Origin of the sequence: Pseudomonas pseudonitroreducens (genome assembly GCF_021603645.1) — a bacterium.
GTDB lineage: Bacteria > Pseudomonadota > Gammaproteobacteria > Pseudomonadales > Pseudomonadaceae > Pseudomonas > Pseudomonas pseudonitroreducens.
Genome location: NZ_BQHJ01000006.1, coordinates 265,558 through 280,683, shown reverse-complemented (window position 1 = coordinate 280,683; position 15,126 = coordinate 265,558). Strand labels below are relative to the sequence as shown.

The window sequence follows — 15,126 nt, the reverse complement described above, 5'->3', positions numbered from 1 at the left end:
GACTTCAAGGAGACTCGAGGATGCGCGAGCAGCTCTACATCAACGGGCAGTGGGTCAGGCCGGACCTGGGCGGCCGTTTCACCAGCTACGACCCGGCCACCGGCCAGCCGCTGCGCGAAGTGCCGGCGGCCACCGAGGAAGACGTCGACCACGCGGTGCGCGCGGCGCGTACCGCGTTCAATCGTGGCTGGGGGCAGAGCCGTGGCAGCGAGCGCGCCGAATGGCTGGAGGCGCTGGCCGAGGAGCTTGCGCGCAACCAGGACTCGCTGGCCGAACTGGAAGTGCGCGACAACGGCAAGCCGCTGCCCGAGGCGCAGTGGGATGTGGCCGACGCCATCGGCTGCTTCCGCTACTACGCCGAGCTGGCGCGGGAACTGGACGAGCGTCAGGACCAGATTCTGCCACTGCCCGACGAGCGCTTCCGCTGCCGTATCCGCCAGGAACCGGTGGGCGTGGCCGGGCAGATCATCCCCTGGAACTACCCGCTGCTGATGGCGGCCTGGAAGGTCGCGCCGGCCCTGGCGGCAGGCGCCACCTGCGTGCTCAAGCCGTCCGAGCTGACGCCGTTGAGCGCGCTGGAACTGGCCGCTGCCGCAGATGCCATCGGGCTGCCGGCCGGCGTGCTGAACGTGCTGCCAGGGCTGGGCGCGGAGGCCGGCGGGCCGCTGAGCCAGCATCCGGGCGTGGACAAGCTGGCCTTCACCGGCAGCGTGCCGACCGGCTCGCGGATCATGTCGGCGGCGGCCCAGGACATCAAGAACGTCAGCCTGGAGCTGGGCGGCAAGTCGGCCTTCATCATCTTCGATGACAGCGATGTCGAGGCGGCGGTGGAATGGATTCTCTTCGGCATCTTCTGGAACCAGGGCCAGGTGTGCAGCGCCACCTCGCGCCTGCTGGTGCAGGAGGGCATTGCCCCGCGCCTGATCGAGCGGCTGGTGGAAGCCTCCCGTGCCATCAGCATCGGCAACGGCATGGAGCCGGGCGTGCTGCTCGGCCCACTGGTCAGCCAGGGGCAGCACGAGAAGGTGCTCGGTTTCGTCGACAAGGGCCGCGCCGGTGGCGCTCGTTTGCTCACCGGCGGCAAGCGCCCGGCGGGGCTGGAGCAGGGCTGGTTCATCGAACCGGCGATCTTCGACGAGCCGGCCGAGGACGCGTTGATCTGGCGCGAGGAAATCTTCGGCCCGGTGCTCTGCGTGAAGCGCTTCAAGACCGAGGCCGAGGCCCTGCGCCTGGCCAACGACAGCCGCTTCGGCCTGGCCGGCGCGGTGATGTCCGGCGACCCGCAGCGCGCCGCGCGGGTGGCGGACGGGCTGCGGGCGGGGATCGTCTGGGTCAACTGCTCGCAACCCACCTTCACCCAGGCGCCCTGGGGCGGCATGAAGCACAGCGGCATCGGCCGCGAGCTGGGCGTGTGGGGGCTGGAGAACTACCTGGAGGTGAAGCAGGTGACCGAGTACATCTCCGAGCAGCCCTGGGGCTGGTACTTGAAGTGATCGCTTCAGGTCAGGAGCAACTGTCTTTCTCGGGAAGCTCGTGCCGATGCTTTCCCCTCACCCCAGCCCTCTCCCAGGGGGAGAGGGAGCCGTCCGTGCCGACTGTTGCCGACGTTTCATCCTGCGCCGAACCGTCCCCTCTCCCCTAGGGAGAGGGTTAGGGTGAGGGCCGACGCAAGCGCAGAAGTGTCTTGTAGGAGCGGACTCTGTCCGCGATGGTTTCAGGCCGGCCTTGCGGCTGGATCGCGGATGAATCCGCTCCTACAGGAACACCGCGTGCGAACGCGTCAGTCGAGGTTATGCCCGATCCGCCAGAGCACGCCGCTCGGGTCGTGCAGGGTGAAATCGCGCATCTTCCACGGCTGGTCTTCCGGCGTGCCGAGGCGCACGCCGTAGCGTTCGGCCAGGCCGGCGTCGCGCACCCTGGCGTACCAGGCGTCGGCGTCTTCCACCAGCAGGTGCAGCATCAGGTTCTCGGCGAATTCCTTGACGTAGTAGTTCTGCAGCAGGAAGGCGCAGTGATCGCCATGGTGGAAGTAGGCGAGTTCCTCGGAGTTCCACGGCGAGAGGAATCCCAGGTCCTTGTAGAACTGCTGGGAGAGCGCGAAATCGCGGGCGGGGACGAAGACTTTCAGTTCAACGCTGGCAGTGCTCATGGGCAACCTTCCTGGTAAGTCGTGAGCAGGCTTCTCGACGGTGTTCTCTACGGGATCCGGGCGCCTCTGGCGGGCGCCTGGCCGCGAGTCTAGCTCAGAGCTGGCGCTGCATGTAGCGATGGCTGGAGACCCCCGGCAGCGTCGAGACACGCTCCACCTGTACCGCGAAGCCGAAACGCTCGTAGAGTGCCTGGGCCTTGGGGTTGGCCACCGAGACATCCAGCGCCGCCATGGGCAGGCCATTGCTGCGGCCGATCTGCAGGAAGTGCTCGATCAGCTGGCTGCCGAGGCCTTCGCCGCGCAGGCTGGGGGTCACCCCCAGGTGCGCGAGATAGAGCGTCCGCCGGGGCGGCGGGCAGATGATTTTTTCCAATTGCAGGCCGCGGCGGATCACCCCCGCCGAACCCAGCCCGAAGTAACCGAGAATCTGCCGCGTAGCGGCCAGCAGGTAGCCCAGGTTCGTTTCGCCGCCGAACACCGTGCCGGCCGCGACCACTTGCCCGTCCTGTTCGCCGACCCAGTGCTGGCGCCAGCCGAACTGCCCGCCGCCCTGGACGAAGGCGTAGCGCAGGAAGTCCTGCGCGCTATTGCGGCCGGGGCGGGCGAAGGCGTAGTCGAAGGCGTCGGGGCCGGCGCTGTAGATCAGCGGGATGGCGGCGTCGACGTCATCGGGGCGGGCGCGGCGGAAGGTCAGCGGCATGCAGGCGACTCCTGAGTGGGAGTCGAGAATCTAGCACTATGGTTCCAGGAAGTGCAGCGCTCAGTCTTGTGCTTCGAGCCAGTCCAGCGCGCCGCGCCCGGCCGCGCGACCGCTGGCGAAGCAGGCGGTGAGCAGGTAGCCGCCGGTGGGCGCTTCCCAGTCGAGCATTTCGCCGGCGCAGAACACGCCCGGCAGTGCCTTGAGCATCAGGCAGTCGTCCAGCGCCTCGAAGGTCACGCCACCGGCGCTGCTGATGGCTTCGTCCAGCGGACGGGGGCGCACCACGCTCAGCGGCAGCGCCTTGATCAGGCCGGCAAGGCGCTGCGGGTCGGCATAGTCGGCGGCTGTGGACAACTCTCGCAGCAGCCCGGCGCGCACACCGTCCAGGCCCAGGCGGCCGCGCAGGTGATTGGCCATGGACTTGGAGCCGCGCGGCTGCGCCACGGCTTTCGCCACCTGTTCCAGGCTGCGGTTGGGCAGCAGGTCCAGCTTCAGCGTGGCGCTGCCGGCCTGCTCGATTCGCTCGCGAATGGCAGAGGACAGCGCATAGACCAGGCTGCCTTCGATGCCGCCGGCGGTAACCACGAATTCGCCCTGGCGCGGCGCGCCGTCATCCAGCGAGAGCGCCACCGGCTTGACCGGTGCTCCCGCGAACTTGTCGCGGAAGAACTCGCTCCAGCCTTGCACCTCGAAGCCGCAGTTGCTCGGGCGCAGCGGCGCGATATCCACAGCCCGTTCGGCCAGCAGCGGCACCCAGGCGCCGTCCGAGCCCAGGCGCTGCCAGCTGCCGCCGCCGAGGGCGAGCACGGTGGCGTCGGCCGTCACGCTGCGTTGGCCTTCCGGCCCTTCGATCAGCAGCGCGCCGTTGACCTCCCAGCCCAGCCAGCGGTGGCGGGTATGGATGACCACGCCGGCTTCGCGCAGGCGCTTGAGCCAGGCGCGCAGCAGCGGCGCGGCCTTCATGTCGCTGGGGAAGACGCGGCCGGAGGTGCCGACGAAGGTGTCGATGCCCAGGCCATGAATCCACGCGCACAGCGCCTGGTTGTCGAATGCCTCGATCAGCGGCGCCAGGGTTTGCGCGCGCTTCCCGTAGCGCGACAGGAACGGCTCGCGCGCTTCCGAGTGGGTGATGTTCATGCCGCCGACGCCGGCCAGCAGGAACTTGCGCCCGACCGAGGGCATGGCATCGAACAGTTCCACCTGCACGCCGGCACTGGCCAGGACTTCGGCCGCCATCAGGCCGGCGGGGCCGCCGCCGATGACGAGGGCGGTACGGGAGGCGAGGGGGCGCGATACGGTCATGCAGGGGCCAGGCGAAGGTGTGCGGGAAAGGGCGCAATTCTAGCGCAGGGGCGCTGCGGGGCGGTTGCGCATTTTTTGTCCGGCCCTGCGGAAGCCTGTGCGGGCGGGCGCGGCAGGCGCTTCTCCGGCGCTTATCCACAGTCCGCTGCAGCGTTGTCGTGGAAAATCCGCAGGCCTGGGGAAGTGGATTTCCGCACCCTGAATGATGGGGGTTGCGAGAATTCCTACAGGTTATCGGGATTGCGCCGATGTTGGCGCTTTTGTGAATCCATCAGCATGCGGGCCTCTTGCAACCTTGGTCCGATTGTCGATGAAAGTCCGTGATTACCTTCGCTCTCATGAGGCCCACCTGTGGGTGGAGGGCAGCGACACCCGCGTGCGCGTGAATGGCCTCGACATTGTCATCCGCAGCCTTCCCAGCGAGGAGATTCGCACCCTTCTCAACGAGGCGGTGGCCCACATGGTGGTGCGACTGAACAAGAACCTGCAGGGTTCGAAAGTGAAGTTCGAGCAACGGATACTCGAGTTGCTGTCGATACAGATCGCGCTGCACAACCTCTATGTGTTCACCAACTGGAGCCGCCTGCTGCCGCGCTACCTGCAGTATGCAGGTCCGCTGCGTGCCCAGGAGCTGCTGCAGCACCACGTACCGGAGCAGGTGGCGCGCTTCTGCGAGAAGCACTACGCCGCCGATAGCCGTTCCCGGACCGCTGCGCTGCTGGGCTACTCGGAGCATGAACTGCTGCGCTGGGAGCAGCAGCGCCTGCCGTCGCGGATGGACACCAACAATTCGCGCTACCGCAGCAGCTGAAGCTCGCGTGCCACTCGCGCGGCGCTGTGGTGCAGGATGCCGTGGCGCCGGGCCAGCGCGTGGCGGTCCTTGTCATAGCCGCCGCCGATTACGCCGAGCACCGGGATGTCGCTGGACAGGCAGCGGCGGATGACGTGCTCGTCTCGCGCGGCCAATCCCGCATCGGTGAGCTGCAGGTAGCCCAGGGCATCGTCCTTGTGCACGTCGACGCCGGCGTCGTAGAGCACGATATCCGGCTGGTACAGCGGCAGCAGATAGTCCAGCGCTTCCTGCACCACCTTCAGGTAGTCCGCGTCGCCCAGGTGCAGCGGCAGGGGAATGTCCCAGTCGCTGTGCGCCTTGCGCGCGGGGAAGTTCTTCTCGCAGTGCAATGACACCGTGACCGCGTCCGGCACGTTCTCCAGGATGCGCGCGGTGCCGTCGCCCTGGTGCACGTCGCAGTCGAAGATCAGCACGCGGTTGGCCCTGCCGCTTTCCAGCAGGTAGAGGCTGATCACCGCCAGGTCGTTGAAGATGCAGAAGCCCGAGGCGTGATCATGGTGCGCGTGGTGCGTGCCGCCCGCGAGGTGGCAGGCCAAACCGTTCTGCAGCGCCAGTTCTGCCGTCAGCAATGAGCCGCCCACCGCGCGTACCGTGCGCCGCGCCAACGCTTCGCTCCACGGCAGGCCGAGGCGGCGCAGCTCCTCGCGTTCCATCGCGCCGCTGCAGTAGCGCTCGATGTAATCGCGGTCGTGGGCCAGGGCGAGGATATCCACCGGGCAGAGTTGCGGGCGCAGCAATTGCTCGTCAGTGACCAGCGCACTGTCCACCAGGTGGTCGCGCAGCAGGCGGAACTTCTCCATGGGGAAGCGGTGATTGTCTGGGAAGGGCGGACTGTAGTCGTCGTGGTAGACCAGGGGCAGCGGCATGGCGTCGGCGGCTCGGGAATATGCTGCACAGGGTACGTCGGCGCGGCGCGCAGACGAAAGGGCCGGCATCGCGCCGGCCCTCTGCTTTTCAGCCTTCGCTGGAGGCCGTGGCGTTGCGGCTCGCCGCACGGCTGCTGGCCACCGACACCGACCACAGCACGAAGCCGCCGATCGCCAGCAAGCTGCCGACCCAGCCCGGCGAGGTCCAGCCGTAGCCGGCCGCCAGGGCCAGGCCGCCGAGGTACGGGCCCAGCGCATTGGCGAAGTTGAAGGCCGAGTGGTTCAGCGCTGCCGCCAGGCCCTGGGCGTCTTCGGCGACGTCCATCAGGCGGGTCTGCAACACGGTGCCCAGGGCGCCGCCGAAGCCGACGAAGAACACGCAGATCGAGATGGTCCAGATGTTCCCTGCGGTGAACGGGAAGATCGCCAGTACCACCGCACTCCACACCAGCAGGCCGCCGGCGGTGGGCATCACGGCGCGGTCGGCGAGCACCGGGATGAACAGGTTGCCCAGGGTCATGCCGATGCCGAATACCGCCATTACCAGCGGCACGATGCTCGGCGAAACGTGGGTGACGGCGCCGAGGATATCGGCCAGGTAGGTGTACACCGCGAACAGCCCGCCGAAGCCGATGGCGCCGATGCCCAGGGTCAGCCAGACCTGGCCGCGCTTGAGCGCACCCAGCTCGCGCAGCGGGCTGGAATCCGGCTCGGCGGGCGAGTAGGGCGCCAGCAGGCGCACGCAGATCATGGTCAGCACGCCCAGCGCCGCCACCAGGGCGAAACTCCAGCGCCAGCCCACGGCCTGGCTCAGCCAGTTCGCCACGGGCACGCCGATGATGGTGGCAACGGTGAGGCCGAGGAACATCCGCCCGACTGCCACGGTACGCCGGTGCGGCGGCACGATGGAGGCGGCGACCAGCGCGGCGATGCCGAAGTAGGCGCCGTGGGGCAGGCCGCTGATGAAGCGGAACAGCAGCATCCAGTGGTAGGTCGGCGCCAGGGCGCTGAGGCCGTTGCCGACCGCGAACAGTGCCATCAGCAGTACCAGCAGGGTGCGCCGTGGCAGGCGCGCGCCGAGCACCGCCAGCAGCGGCGCGCCGACCACCACGCCAAGGGCGTAGGCGCTGATCACGTGGCCGGCGGTGGGGGCATCGATGCCCAGCGCCGGGGCGAAGTAGGGCAGCAGGCTCATGGTGGCGAATTCGGTGGTGCCGATGGCGAAGCCGCCGACAGCAAGGGCGAAAAGCACCAGAGCCGTACTGCGTTGCAGTCCGGTGGTGGAGGTCGTCATTGGGTTTCCTTGGTCTTTTTCGAGGTGCGCCCGGGCGGCGCGGCTGTCTGCGTGAGCACGGTCAAGGCAGTGACCGACAGCGAAGGTAGGAGAAAAATACCAGATGACGGCGCTCGATGCTGAATCGATTGCGCCTGGTCTGACGGATTGCCTCCTACTGGCCCGTGGCCGGGTATCATGCTCACCTTTGCTGACGCGTGGTGCCGACCATGGATATCCCGAGCCTGACTACCGAGCGCCTGCTGCTGCGCCCCTGGCGTGCGGAGGACCTCGTACCCTTCGCTGCGCTGAACGCCGACGCGCAGGTGATGCGCCACTTTCCCGCCTGCATGAGCCGCGAGGAGAGCGACCAGCTGGCGGGACGCATCCTCGTGCACTTCGACGAGCATGGCTTCGGCCAGTGGATCGTCGAGCGCCGCGAGGATGGCGCATTCATCGGCGTGCTCGGGCTGGCGCGGGTGTCCTTCGAGGCCGCCTTCACGCCGGCGGTGGAGATCGGCTGGCGCTTCAACGTCGCCTACTGGCGCCAGGGCTATGCGCTGGAAGCGGCCCGCGCCGCGCTGGCGTTCGCTTTCGAGCAGTTGCAGCTGGAGGAAGTGGTGGCCTTCACCGTACCGGCCAACCTGCCGTCCCGGGGCTTGATGCAGCGCCTGGGGATGATTCGCGATGAAGCCGGCGACTTCGAGCACCCGCGCCTGCCGGAAGGCCACGCCTTGCGACCCCATGTGCTGTACCGGATTCGCCGCCCATGAAGGCGGAAGACGGCGTGCGCGCCTATCACCAACTGAGCAGCCATCGCCCGGAGCGCTTTGCCCCCGGCCCCGGCCAACTCGACTGGGCGACCCAGCCGGCCGCCTTTCGCCGCTATGCCGGCGCGCGCTGCATCGAGTTGCTGCAGCGGCCGCAGGAAGAGTCGCCGGGGTATGACGACGCCTTCTCCGGCCCCATCGGCCAACCGGCGCCGCTGAACCTTGCCAGCGTTTCGCAGCTGCTCTACGACAGCCTGGCGATCTCGGCGTGGAAGGAGGCCGGCGGTAGTCGCTGGGCGCTGCGGGTCAACCCCTCCAGCGGCAACCTGCACCCGACCGAAGCCTATCTGCTGCTGCCTTCCGGGGCTGTGGATAACGCCGCACTGCTGGCGCATTACAGCGCCGATGAACATGTGCTGGAGGTGCGCGCCGAACTGCCCGCGCCGCTGGCCGATCAACTGAACGGCGCCTTGCCCACGGGCGGCTTCCTGCTGGCACTGGCCAGCATTCCCTGGCGCGAAGCCTGGAAGTACGGCGAGCGCGCCTATCGCTACTGTAATCACGACCTCGGCCATGCGCTGGCCGGCCTGGGTATTGCCGCGGCGATCCAGGGTTGGGAGGTACGCCTGCTGCGTTGCATTGCCGAAGCGCAGCTGGATGCGCTGATCGGTCTCGACCGTGAAGGCTTCAGCGAGCATGAGTTCGCCGACGCACTGCTATGGATCGGCCCGGCGCAGCCGGCCGAATTCCCATTGCCCGATACCCTGCTCAAGGGCCTTGCCGAGTTGCCGATGGAAGGCACGCCCAATCGCCTGTCCCGCGACTATCGCCACTGGCCGGAGCTGGAGCGCGTGCACCAGCTGTGCCGCGCGCCCGTGTTGCCCGCCGGCCAATGGAGCGCCGCGAACGCCGATCCAGCTGTGGATAACCCCGGCCTGCCATTGCGCCCGATTCTGCATCGTCGGCGCAGCGCGCAATCCATGGACGGCCGCAGCGGCATTCACGCCGAGCTGCTATATGCCTGGCTGCGCCGCCTGATGCCCGAGCGCTCGCCGGTCCCCTTGGCCTGCACCGGTGAGCCGGCGCGAATCGACCTGCTGCTGTTCGTCCACCGCGTCCAGGGCCTGGAACCGGGCCTGTACTGGCTGGGCCGCAGCGGCCGAGCGGCAGGCGGCTTGCGTGAGGATTACCTGTGGCAGGCGCTGGAGGAGAGCGGGTTGCCGCTGTACCGCCTGCTCTCCGGCGATGCCCGCGGGCTGTCGGCGTTCCTTTCCTGCGGGCAGGACATCGCCAGCGACGGCTGTGTTGCCTTTGCCATGCTGGCCGACCTCGACGCCGCGCTGACCGAGGGCGCCTGGACTTACCCGCGTCTGTACTGGGAAGCCGGCCAGCTCGGCCAGTTGCTCTATCTGGAAGCTGAAGCGGCGGGCCTGTCGGGCACCGGCATCGGCTGCTATTTCGATCCGGCAGTACACCAACTGCTGGAAGGGGGTCCGGACTGCCCGGTCAGCCTCTATCATTTCACCATCGGCCGCGCGGTCTGGGATGAACGGCTCACCAGCCTTCCCGCCTATCCGTCGCCACGCCGACCCCCACTTCAGCAAGACCGCAATTGAGGAAACAACGCGCATGACCCAGATCCTGGACAACCTGGTGGCTCTGCTGAGCCTGGAGCAGATCGAAGAAAACCTGTTCCGCGGCACGAGCCAGGACCTCGGGTTCCGCCAGCTCTACGGCGGACAGGTGCTCGGCCAGGCGCTGTCGGCGGCCAGCCAGACCGTCGAGCCGGAACGCCATGTGCACTCGATGCACGGCTACTTCCTGCGCCCGGGCGATGCCAGCAAGCCGGTGGTCTACCAGGTCGACCGCGTGCGCGACGGCGGCACCTTCAGCACCCGCCGCGTCACGGCGATCCAGAAGGGCCAGCCGATCTTCGCCCTGAGCACCTCGTTCCAGACCGACGAGGAAGGCTTCGAGCACCAGATCAGCATGCCCGACGTGGTCGGCCCGGAAAACCTGCCCACCGACCTCGAACTGAAGAAGGCCGGGGCGGAGAAATTTCCCGAGCGCATCCGCGACAAACTGCTCTATCCCAAGCCCATCGAGATCCGCCCGGTCACCCAGAACGACCCCTACGAGCCCACCGTCGGCGAGCCGATCAAGTACCTCTGGCTGCGCGCCGACGGCAAGCTGCCGGACGTCCCGGCGCTGCACAAGTACATCCTTGCCTACGCCTCGGACTTCGGCTTCCTCACCACCTCGCTGCTGCCCCACGGTCGCTCGGTTTGGCAGAAGGACATGCAGGTCGCCACCATCGACCATTCCGTGTGGTTCCACCGCGACCTGCGCGCGGACGAATGGCTGCTGTATGCCATCGACAGCCCCTGGGCCGGCAATGGCCGTGGCTTCGTGCGCGGCAGCATCTTCAACCGTGACGGCCAGCTGGTCGCTTCCTCGACCCAGGAGGGCCTGATCCGTCGCCGCGAGGACTGGGCATGACGCTCGCCCTGCCACTGGGAGAGATTCGCCACTGGGTGTTCGACATGGACGGCACCCTGACGCTCGCGGTGCACGATTTCCCGGCGATCAAGCGGGCGCTGGGGATACCCCAGGAGCATGACATCCTCACCCACCTGGCTGCGCTGCCGGAGGATGAGGCAGCAGCCAAGCACGCCTGGCTGCTGGAGCACGAGCGCGAGCTGGCGGTGGCGTCCAGGGCGGCGCCGGGCGCCGTGGAACTGGTGCGCGCGCTGCATGGCGCCGGTTATCGCCTGGGCATCCTGACGCGCAACGCCCACGAGCTGGCGCTGATCACGCTGGCAGCCATCGGCATTGGCGATTGCTTCCTCACCGAGGATGTTCTCGGCCGTGGCGAGGCCGATCCCAAGCCCAGCCCGGACGGCCTGCTGCGCCTGGCCGCGCGCTGGGACGTGGCGCCGCAGAAGATGCTGATGGTCGGCGACTACCGCTTCGATCTCGATTGCGCGCGGGCTGCTGGGGCGCAGAGTGCGCTGGTGAATCTTGCTGAGAATCCCTGGCCGGAGCTGACCGACTGGCACGCGCAGGACTGCGCGGAGCTGGGGCGGATGGCGGGGGTACTGGCGTAACCCGAACGCTCACTGTAGGAGCGCCGATAGGCGCGATCGCGGGCATCGCCCGCTCCTACAGTCTCCGGGGAGCTTGATCGTAGGATGGGTGGAGCCTAGGCGATACCCATGCTGGCAGTGCCAGGCACGATGGGTATCGCTTCGCTCCACGCCATCCTACGAAATGCCTTGCGCCCTACAGCTCCGGCGTCCAGGTCACCGCCAGCAGCGCGGTGCGGCCGGGTTCGCGGTAGGGGCGGGCTTCGCCCATGAAGTCCATCGGGCTGGTCGGGCGCAGGTAGTCGCCCAGGGTGTAGTTGCGGTCGAGGGCGTTATCCAGCTTCAGGTCGAAGCGGATTTCATTGCTGGCCAGCCAGCTGCTGCGCAGGTCGAGCACGCCGTAGCCGGAGAGTTCGCGGGTGTTGGCTGCGTCGTCGTAGCGCTGGCTGACCGCGCGCCAGGTGCCGCCGACGCCGAAGGCGCCGAACTGGCGATCCAGGTCCAGGCTCAGGGTGCGGCGCGCGCGATAGGGCAGGGTGTGCCCGGTATCGCGGTCGCGCGGGTCGATCAGGCTCAGGCCGAGGGCGGCCTGCCAGCCCAGCACGTCGCGCGCAACGCTGGCCTCGAAGCCATTGATGCGCGCCTTGTTGATGTTCTCCGGCTGATTGCTGGTGCTGTCCCAGGCGATCAGGTCGTCGATCTCGGTGCGGTACAGCGAGGCTTCCAGGTGTGTGCCTTCGATGTCGCCGCGCCATTGCAGCTCATAGGTCTTCGAGGTCTCGGCCTTCAGGTCCGGGTTGCTCGCGCCGGGGTAGTAGAGGTCGCTGAAGGTCGGCGCGCGGAAGCCCTCGCCGTAGCTGGCGATCCAGGTCTGGTTGTCGCCGACCGGCAGGCTGAAGGCGGCGTTCCAGCTGTTCTGGCTGCCGTAGGCCTGGTTGTTGTCGTGGCGGATGCCCAGCTCGGTGCCGAAGTTGTCGCCCTTGAAGCTGTGCTGGGCGAAGAACGCGCGGTTGCTGCGCTGGTCGTCGGCGAAGGCGGTGCTGCCGTCGACCTTGTCCTGGTACCAGTCGGTGCCCAGGGCCAACTGATTGGCCTCGTCGAGCTGCAGGCGGTTGATCCAGCTCGCCGAGTGGCGGGTGGTTTCCAGGGTGCCGTTGTTCCAGCTATCGGCGGCGCCCACGGCCTTGTTGCGGTCGAAGCTGCGGCCGAGTTCGAGGCGGCTGTTCCACATTTTTGTGATCTGGCCGTCGAGGTAGGCGCTGTAGCTGCTGACGCGGAATTCGTCCTGCGGCGTACCGGGCTCGAAGTTGTAGGCGTCGTCGTATTCGTTCTTGCCGCGCTGGTCGTTGAGATTCAGGCCGGCTTTCCAGTCCTCGCTGAAGCGATGGTCCAGGTTCAGGTGCAGGGCCTTGTTGCGCTGGGCGTCGTGGTCGTTGTCGGCGCCGACGTTGTCGCTGGTGCGGTCCCAGCCCTGGCTCTCGTCGAGGCTGCCACCGAGGTTGTAGCGGGTCTGCTCGTTGCCGCCGGAAAGGCTCAGGCTGCGCTCGAAGGTACCGTGGCTGCCTGCGGCCAGGCGCACTTCCGGATGCAGCCCGGCTTCGCCGCGGCGGGTGAAGATCTGGATGACCCCACCGATCGCATCGGCGCCATACAGCGCGGAGCGCGGGCCACGGGTGACCTCGACGCGTTCGATGCTGTCGACGCTCAGGTAATCCAGGCGGGCGATGCCGCTGCTGGCCGAGGCGATGCGCTGGCCGTCCACCAGTACCAGGGTCTGCGCGGTGCTGGTGCCGCGTACGGAATAGGACACCACGCCGCCGGAGCTGCCCATCTGCACGCCGGGCACGCGGGCGAGCAGGGCGGGGACGCTGCGCACCTGCAGGCGTTCGATATCGGCGCGGGTAAACACGCTGTTGGCCGAGGTGGCTTCGGCGCGCGGCTGGGCCTGGCGGGCGGAGGTGATCACCTGGTCGGAGAGCGTGTAGATGTCGCCAGCGGCGAAGGCCATGCCGGGCAGCAGGCTGGTGGCCAGGGCGAGTCGGGTCAGTTTCATGGAGCGTCCTCAAAAGCGGTCGGATGACTTTCGAGGAGGGCGTGACAAGGGCGGACGATGCAGCACCGCGCTTGACGGTGCGGCCCTCCGCAACACCTGTCGGGGCGTGTCGAGGGCGGTCTCCGGGCTGCCGGCATCACATCGCCGCCTTCCCGCGTTCATGCAGTGGCGGATGGCGATGTTGCACCCCCGCAGGGAGTGCGCCGGTTACCGTTGCGGGGGCAGCGCAGGTCTTTCACCTGCTTCCCGTTACCTCGAACGAAAACGGGGCGAACCTTACGAGCTAGTTCCGGTGCGGGCAAGTACCAGCAGTCCCCCCATTGCCAGGCGGGCAACCCGGGCAGGCGCCTTCGCGCCGCATTGAAAGCTGCGCCACGGCAGGGCCCGCCTCGCTTTCCCGAACTGCGACGAAATCGCTCAGACGGCGTGACGATCAGCGCGAAAGTTGACCGGGCGCAAGGGTGCCGCGGCAGCGCTGCAGATTTGCCGGAAATAGATAGGGCCTGTCGATCCTTGCTCCTTAGCCTTCGGGTCAAGTCAGGAGGGCCAGGCAATGTCCAGAGAGCGAATCATCCAGGAGTTTGTACCGGGGAAGCAGGTCACCCTGGCGCACCTGATCGCCCATCCGCAGGAAGACCTCTCGAGCAAAATCGGCGTCCCCGGCGCTCAGGCCATCGGCATCATGACGCTGACCCCCGGAGAGACCGCGATGATCGCCGGTGACTTCGCCACCAAGGCGGCCGACGTGCAGATCGGTTTCCTCGATCGCTTCAGCGGCGCCCTGGTGTTGCACGGCAGCGTCGGCGCGGTGGAAGAGGCGTTGCAGCGGACCTGCGAGGCGCTGGGCCGGCTGCTCGACTACAGCGTCTGCACGGTCACCCGGAGCTGATGATGAGCACCTTGCGATACGCCCTGGTGGGTGGCGTCGGAGCCGGCAAGACCACCCTGTTCAATGCACTGCGCGGGCGCGACGAAGCCGCCCGCAAGACCCAGGCGCTGGATTACGACCCCTGTGGCGCGCTGGATACCCCCGGCGAATTCGTCAGCCATCCGCGTCTTTATCGCGCGCTGATCACCAGTACCGATGACGTCGACGTGCTGGTCTACGTGCACCCGGCCGACTCGAACGAATGCCGGTTGCCGCCGGGCCTGCTGGACATCCATGCCGGCAAGCGCGTGCTCGCGGTGATCAGCAAGTGCGACCTGCCCGGTGTCGATCTGCCCGCCGTCGAGAGCCTGCTGCGGCGCCACGGCATCGAAGGCCCCTTTGTCCATACCACGCGCGACGACCCCGCCAGCATTGAACGCTTGCGCCAACTGCTGAGCGAAGGCCATCGGATCGAGGAAGAGTTGAAATGAAGAAGCTGATTACCGCCGGGACCATCCGCGAGGCCGTCGCTGCCGGCCAGACTGCGCTGCAGGTCGAGTTGCCGCACTGCATCGTCACACCCGAGGCGCGAATGATCGCCGAGGAAGCGGGGCTGGCACTCATCGAGCGGGTGGTCGGCGTGACCGCGCAACCCGCGATGACCGTCGAGAAGCAGGAGACCCCAGGGATTGCCGGTGAAAACGACCTGGCACAGATTCGCGCCGCGGTCATGGCGCGGCTGCCGGCCGGTGTGGATGAAGCCCTGGTGGAGCAATTCGTGCGCAAAGCCGCCCAGGCTGGCCCTGCCCAGGCCAGCGCCGCGCAGGCCGGGTTCGAGGCCCGCACCGGTTCGGGCGGGATCAAGCTGGTCAAGGGTGACTCGGTGCGCTTCGGCCTGCTGGATGGCGTCGAGGGCGGTGGCCAGATCGGTATCACCGACGTGGTCGGCAGCGAAGATGGCAGCAGCATGGGCGCCGGCTTCATGCAGTGGGAGAACGCCTTCTTCCCCTGGACGCTGAACTACGACGAGGTTGACCTGGTGCTTGAAGGCGAGCTGCACATTCGCCAGAACGGCGAGACGCTGATCGGCAGGCCAGGCGATGTGCTGTTCATTCCCAAGGGCAGCCACATCGAGTTCGGTACGCCCAGCCGCGTGCGCTTCCTTTATGTGGCCTGGCCGGCCAACTGGCAGGAACAGTGAGGCAG

15 protein-coding genes and 1 riboswitch are annotated in these 15,126 nt (G+C 67.7%); of the genes, 9 read left to right on the top strand and 6 right to left on the bottom strand.

Annotated elements, in window-relative coordinates:
- The first annotated feature begins 20 nt into the window (after positions 1–20).
- Positions 21–1,493 (top strand): aldehyde dehydrogenase family protein, encoded by a 1,473-nt coding sequence (locus tag L6D89_RS16685; protein WP_236200543.1) that lies wholly within the window; start codon positions 21–23, stop codon positions 1,491–1,493.
- Positions 1,494–1,780: 287 nt separating this feature from the next.
- On the opposite strand, the gene L6D89_RS16680 is transcribed toward L6D89_RS16685, so the two are convergent.
- From L6D89_RS16680 to L6D89_RS16670, 3 genes are all read right to left on the bottom strand, one after another.
- Positions 1,781–2,149 carry a VOC family protein gene (locus tag L6D89_RS16680; protein WP_236172486.1) on the bottom strand — a complete coding sequence of 123 codons (369 nt, stop codon included), beginning with the start codon at positions 2,147–2,149 and terminating at the stop codon, positions 1,781–1,783.
- Positions 2,150–2,243: 94 nt separating this feature from the next.
- A complete protein-coding gene (locus L6D89_RS16675; RefSeq protein WP_236200542.1) occupies positions 2,244–2,849 on the bottom strand; it encodes a GNAT family N-acetyltransferase in 606 nt (201 codons plus the stop codon).
- Positions 2,850–2,909: 60 nt separating this feature from the next.
- Positions 2,910–4,151 carry a TIGR03862 family flavoprotein gene (locus tag L6D89_RS16670; RefSeq protein ID WP_236200541.1) on the bottom strand — a complete coding sequence of 414 codons (1,242 nt, stop codon included), beginning with the start codon at positions 4,149–4,151 and terminating at the stop codon, positions 2,910–2,912.
- A gap of 310 nt (positions 4,152–4,461) precedes the next feature.
- On the opposite strand from L6D89_RS16670, the gene L6D89_RS16665 reads away from it, so the two are divergent.
- Positions 4,462–4,962, top strand: coding sequence for a hypothetical protein (locus L6D89_RS16665; protein WP_236172489.1), 501 nt, complete (start codon positions 4,462–4,464; stop codon positions 4,960–4,962).
- Here the strand turns inward: L6D89_RS16665 and L6D89_RS16660 are convergent.
- Both L6D89_RS16660 and L6D89_RS16655 read right to left on the bottom strand, forming a co-directional pair.
- The gene (locus L6D89_RS16660) at positions 4,947–5,870 is read right to left on the bottom strand and encodes a histone deacetylase family protein (protein ID WP_236172490.1); all 924 of its coding nucleotides are present in this window, start codon (positions 5,868–5,870) and stop codon (positions 4,947–4,949) included. The two genes, L6D89_RS16665 and L6D89_RS16660, sit on opposite strands and share 16 nt — an antisense overlap.
- 88 nt (positions 5,871–5,958) lie before the next feature.
- Entirely contained in the window at positions 5,959–7,164 is a 1,206-nt protein-coding gene (locus L6D89_RS16655) for an MFS transporter (protein WP_236200540.1), read from the bottom strand.
- A 209-nt stretch (positions 7,165–7,373) separates the two neighbouring features.
- Between L6D89_RS16655 and L6D89_RS16650 the strand changes: the two genes are divergently transcribed.
- Genes L6D89_RS16650 through L6D89_RS16635 form a run of 4 tightly spaced genes read left to right on the top strand, consistent with a single transcriptional unit; the run spans position 7,374 to position 11,020 of the window.
- Entirely contained in the window at positions 7,374–7,916 is a 543-nt protein-coding gene (locus L6D89_RS16650) for a GNAT family N-acetyltransferase (protein WP_236200539.1), read from the top strand.
- Entirely contained in the window at positions 7,913–9,529 is a 1,617-nt protein-coding gene (locus tag L6D89_RS16645) for a nitroreductase family protein (protein WP_236200538.1), read from the top strand. Before L6D89_RS16650 ends, L6D89_RS16645 begins: the two co-directional genes overlap by 4 nt.
- A 13-nt stretch (positions 9,530–9,542) precedes the next feature.
- Entirely contained in the window at positions 9,543–10,412 is an 870-nt protein-coding gene (tesB, locus tag L6D89_RS16640) for an acyl-CoA thioesterase II (protein ID WP_236200537.1), read from the top strand.
- A gap of 8 nt (positions 10,413–10,420) precedes the next feature.
- Positions 10,421–11,020 carry an HAD family hydrolase gene (locus tag L6D89_RS16635; protein WP_236200637.1) on the top strand — a complete coding sequence of 200 codons (600 nt, stop codon included), beginning with the start codon at positions 10,421–10,423 and terminating at the stop codon, positions 11,018–11,020.
- A 175-nt stretch (positions 11,021–11,195) separates the two neighbouring features.
- On the opposite strand, the gene L6D89_RS16630 is transcribed toward L6D89_RS16635, so the two are convergent.
- Positions 11,196–13,052, bottom strand: a complete 1,857-nt coding sequence (locus L6D89_RS16630) for a TonB-dependent receptor domain-containing protein (RefSeq protein WP_236172495.1) — start codon at positions 13,050–13,052, stop codon at positions 11,196–11,198.
- 98 nt (positions 13,053–13,150) lie between these two features.
- A riboswitch (cobalamin riboswitch) is annotated at positions 13,151–13,341 on the bottom strand.
- 264 nt (positions 13,342–13,605) lie between these two features.
- On the opposite strand from L6D89_RS16630, the gene eutS reads away from it, so the two are divergent.
- The 3 genes from eutS to eutQ are packed head-to-tail and all read left to right on the top strand — an operon-like array spanning position 13,606 to position 15,121.
- A complete protein-coding gene (gene eutS / locus L6D89_RS16625) occupies positions 13,606–13,941 on the top strand; it encodes an ethanolamine utilization microcompartment protein EutS (protein ID WP_236172496.1) in 336 nt (111 codons plus the stop codon).
- 2 nt (positions 13,942–13,943) lie between these two features.
- A complete protein-coding gene (locus L6D89_RS16620) occupies positions 13,944–14,411 on the top strand; it encodes a EutP/PduV family microcompartment system protein (RefSeq protein ID WP_236172497.1) in 468 nt (155 codons plus the stop codon).
- Positions 14,408–15,121 (top strand): ethanolamine utilization acetate kinase EutQ, encoded by a 714-nt coding sequence (gene eutQ / locus L6D89_RS16615; RefSeq protein ID WP_236200536.1) that lies wholly within the window; start codon positions 14,408–14,410, stop codon positions 15,119–15,121. The genes L6D89_RS16620 and eutQ overlap by 4 nt, the downstream gene beginning before the upstream one ends.
- The last annotated feature ends 5 nt before the right edge of the window (positions 15,122–15,126 follow it).

Bases quoted from the DNA above. Each gene is read 5' to 3' on its own strand.
- L6D89_RS16685 (WP_236200543.1), top strand. From the start codon at position 21: ATGCGCGAGCAGCTCTACATCAACGGGCAGTGGGTCAGGCCGGACCTG.
- L6D89_RS16680 (WP_236172486.1), bottom strand. From the start codon at position 2,149: ATGAGCACTGCCAGCGTTGAACTGAAAGTCTTCGTCCCCGCCCGCGAT.
- L6D89_RS16675 (WP_236200542.1), bottom strand. From the start codon at position 2,849: ATGCCGCTGACCTTCCGCCGCGCCCGCCCCGATGACGTCGACGCCGCC.
- L6D89_RS16670 (WP_236200541.1), bottom strand. From the start codon at position 4,151: ATGACCGTATCGCGCCCCCTCGCCTCCCGTACCGCCCTCGTCATCGGC.
- L6D89_RS16665 (WP_236172489.1), top strand. From the start codon at position 4,462: ATGAAAGTCCGTGATTACCTTCGCTCTCATGAGGCCCACCTGTGGGTG.
- L6D89_RS16660 (WP_236172490.1), bottom strand. From the start codon at position 5,870: ATGCCGCTGCCCCTGGTCTACCACGACGACTACAGTCCGCCCTTCCCA.
- L6D89_RS16655 (WP_236200540.1), bottom strand. From the start codon at position 7,164: ATGACGACCTCCACCACCGGACTGCAACGCAGTACGGCTCTGGTGCTT.
- L6D89_RS16650 (WP_236200539.1), top strand. From the start codon at position 7,374: ATGGATATCCCGAGCCTGACTACCGAGCGCCTGCTGCTGCGCCCCTGG.
- L6D89_RS16645 (WP_236200538.1), top strand. From the start codon at position 7,913: ATGAAGGCGGAAGACGGCGTGCGCGCCTATCACCAACTGAGCAGCCAT.
- tesB (WP_236200537.1), top strand. From the start codon at position 9,543: ATGACCCAGATCCTGGACAACCTGGTGGCTCTGCTGAGCCTGGAGCAG.
- L6D89_RS16630 (WP_236172495.1), bottom strand. From the start codon at position 13,052: ATGAAACTGACCCGACTCGCCCTGGCCACCAGCCTGCTGCCCGGCATG.
- eutS (WP_236172496.1), top strand. From the start codon at position 13,606: ATGTCCAGAGAGCGAATCATCCAGGAGTTTGTACCGGGGAAGCAGGTC.
- L6D89_RS16620 (WP_236172497.1), top strand. From the start codon at position 13,944: ATGAGCACCTTGCGATACGCCCTGGTGGGTGGCGTCGGAGCCGGCAAG.
- eutQ (WP_236200536.1), top strand. From the start codon at position 14,408: ATGAAGAAGCTGATTACCGCCGGGACCATCCGCGAGGCCGTCGCTGCC.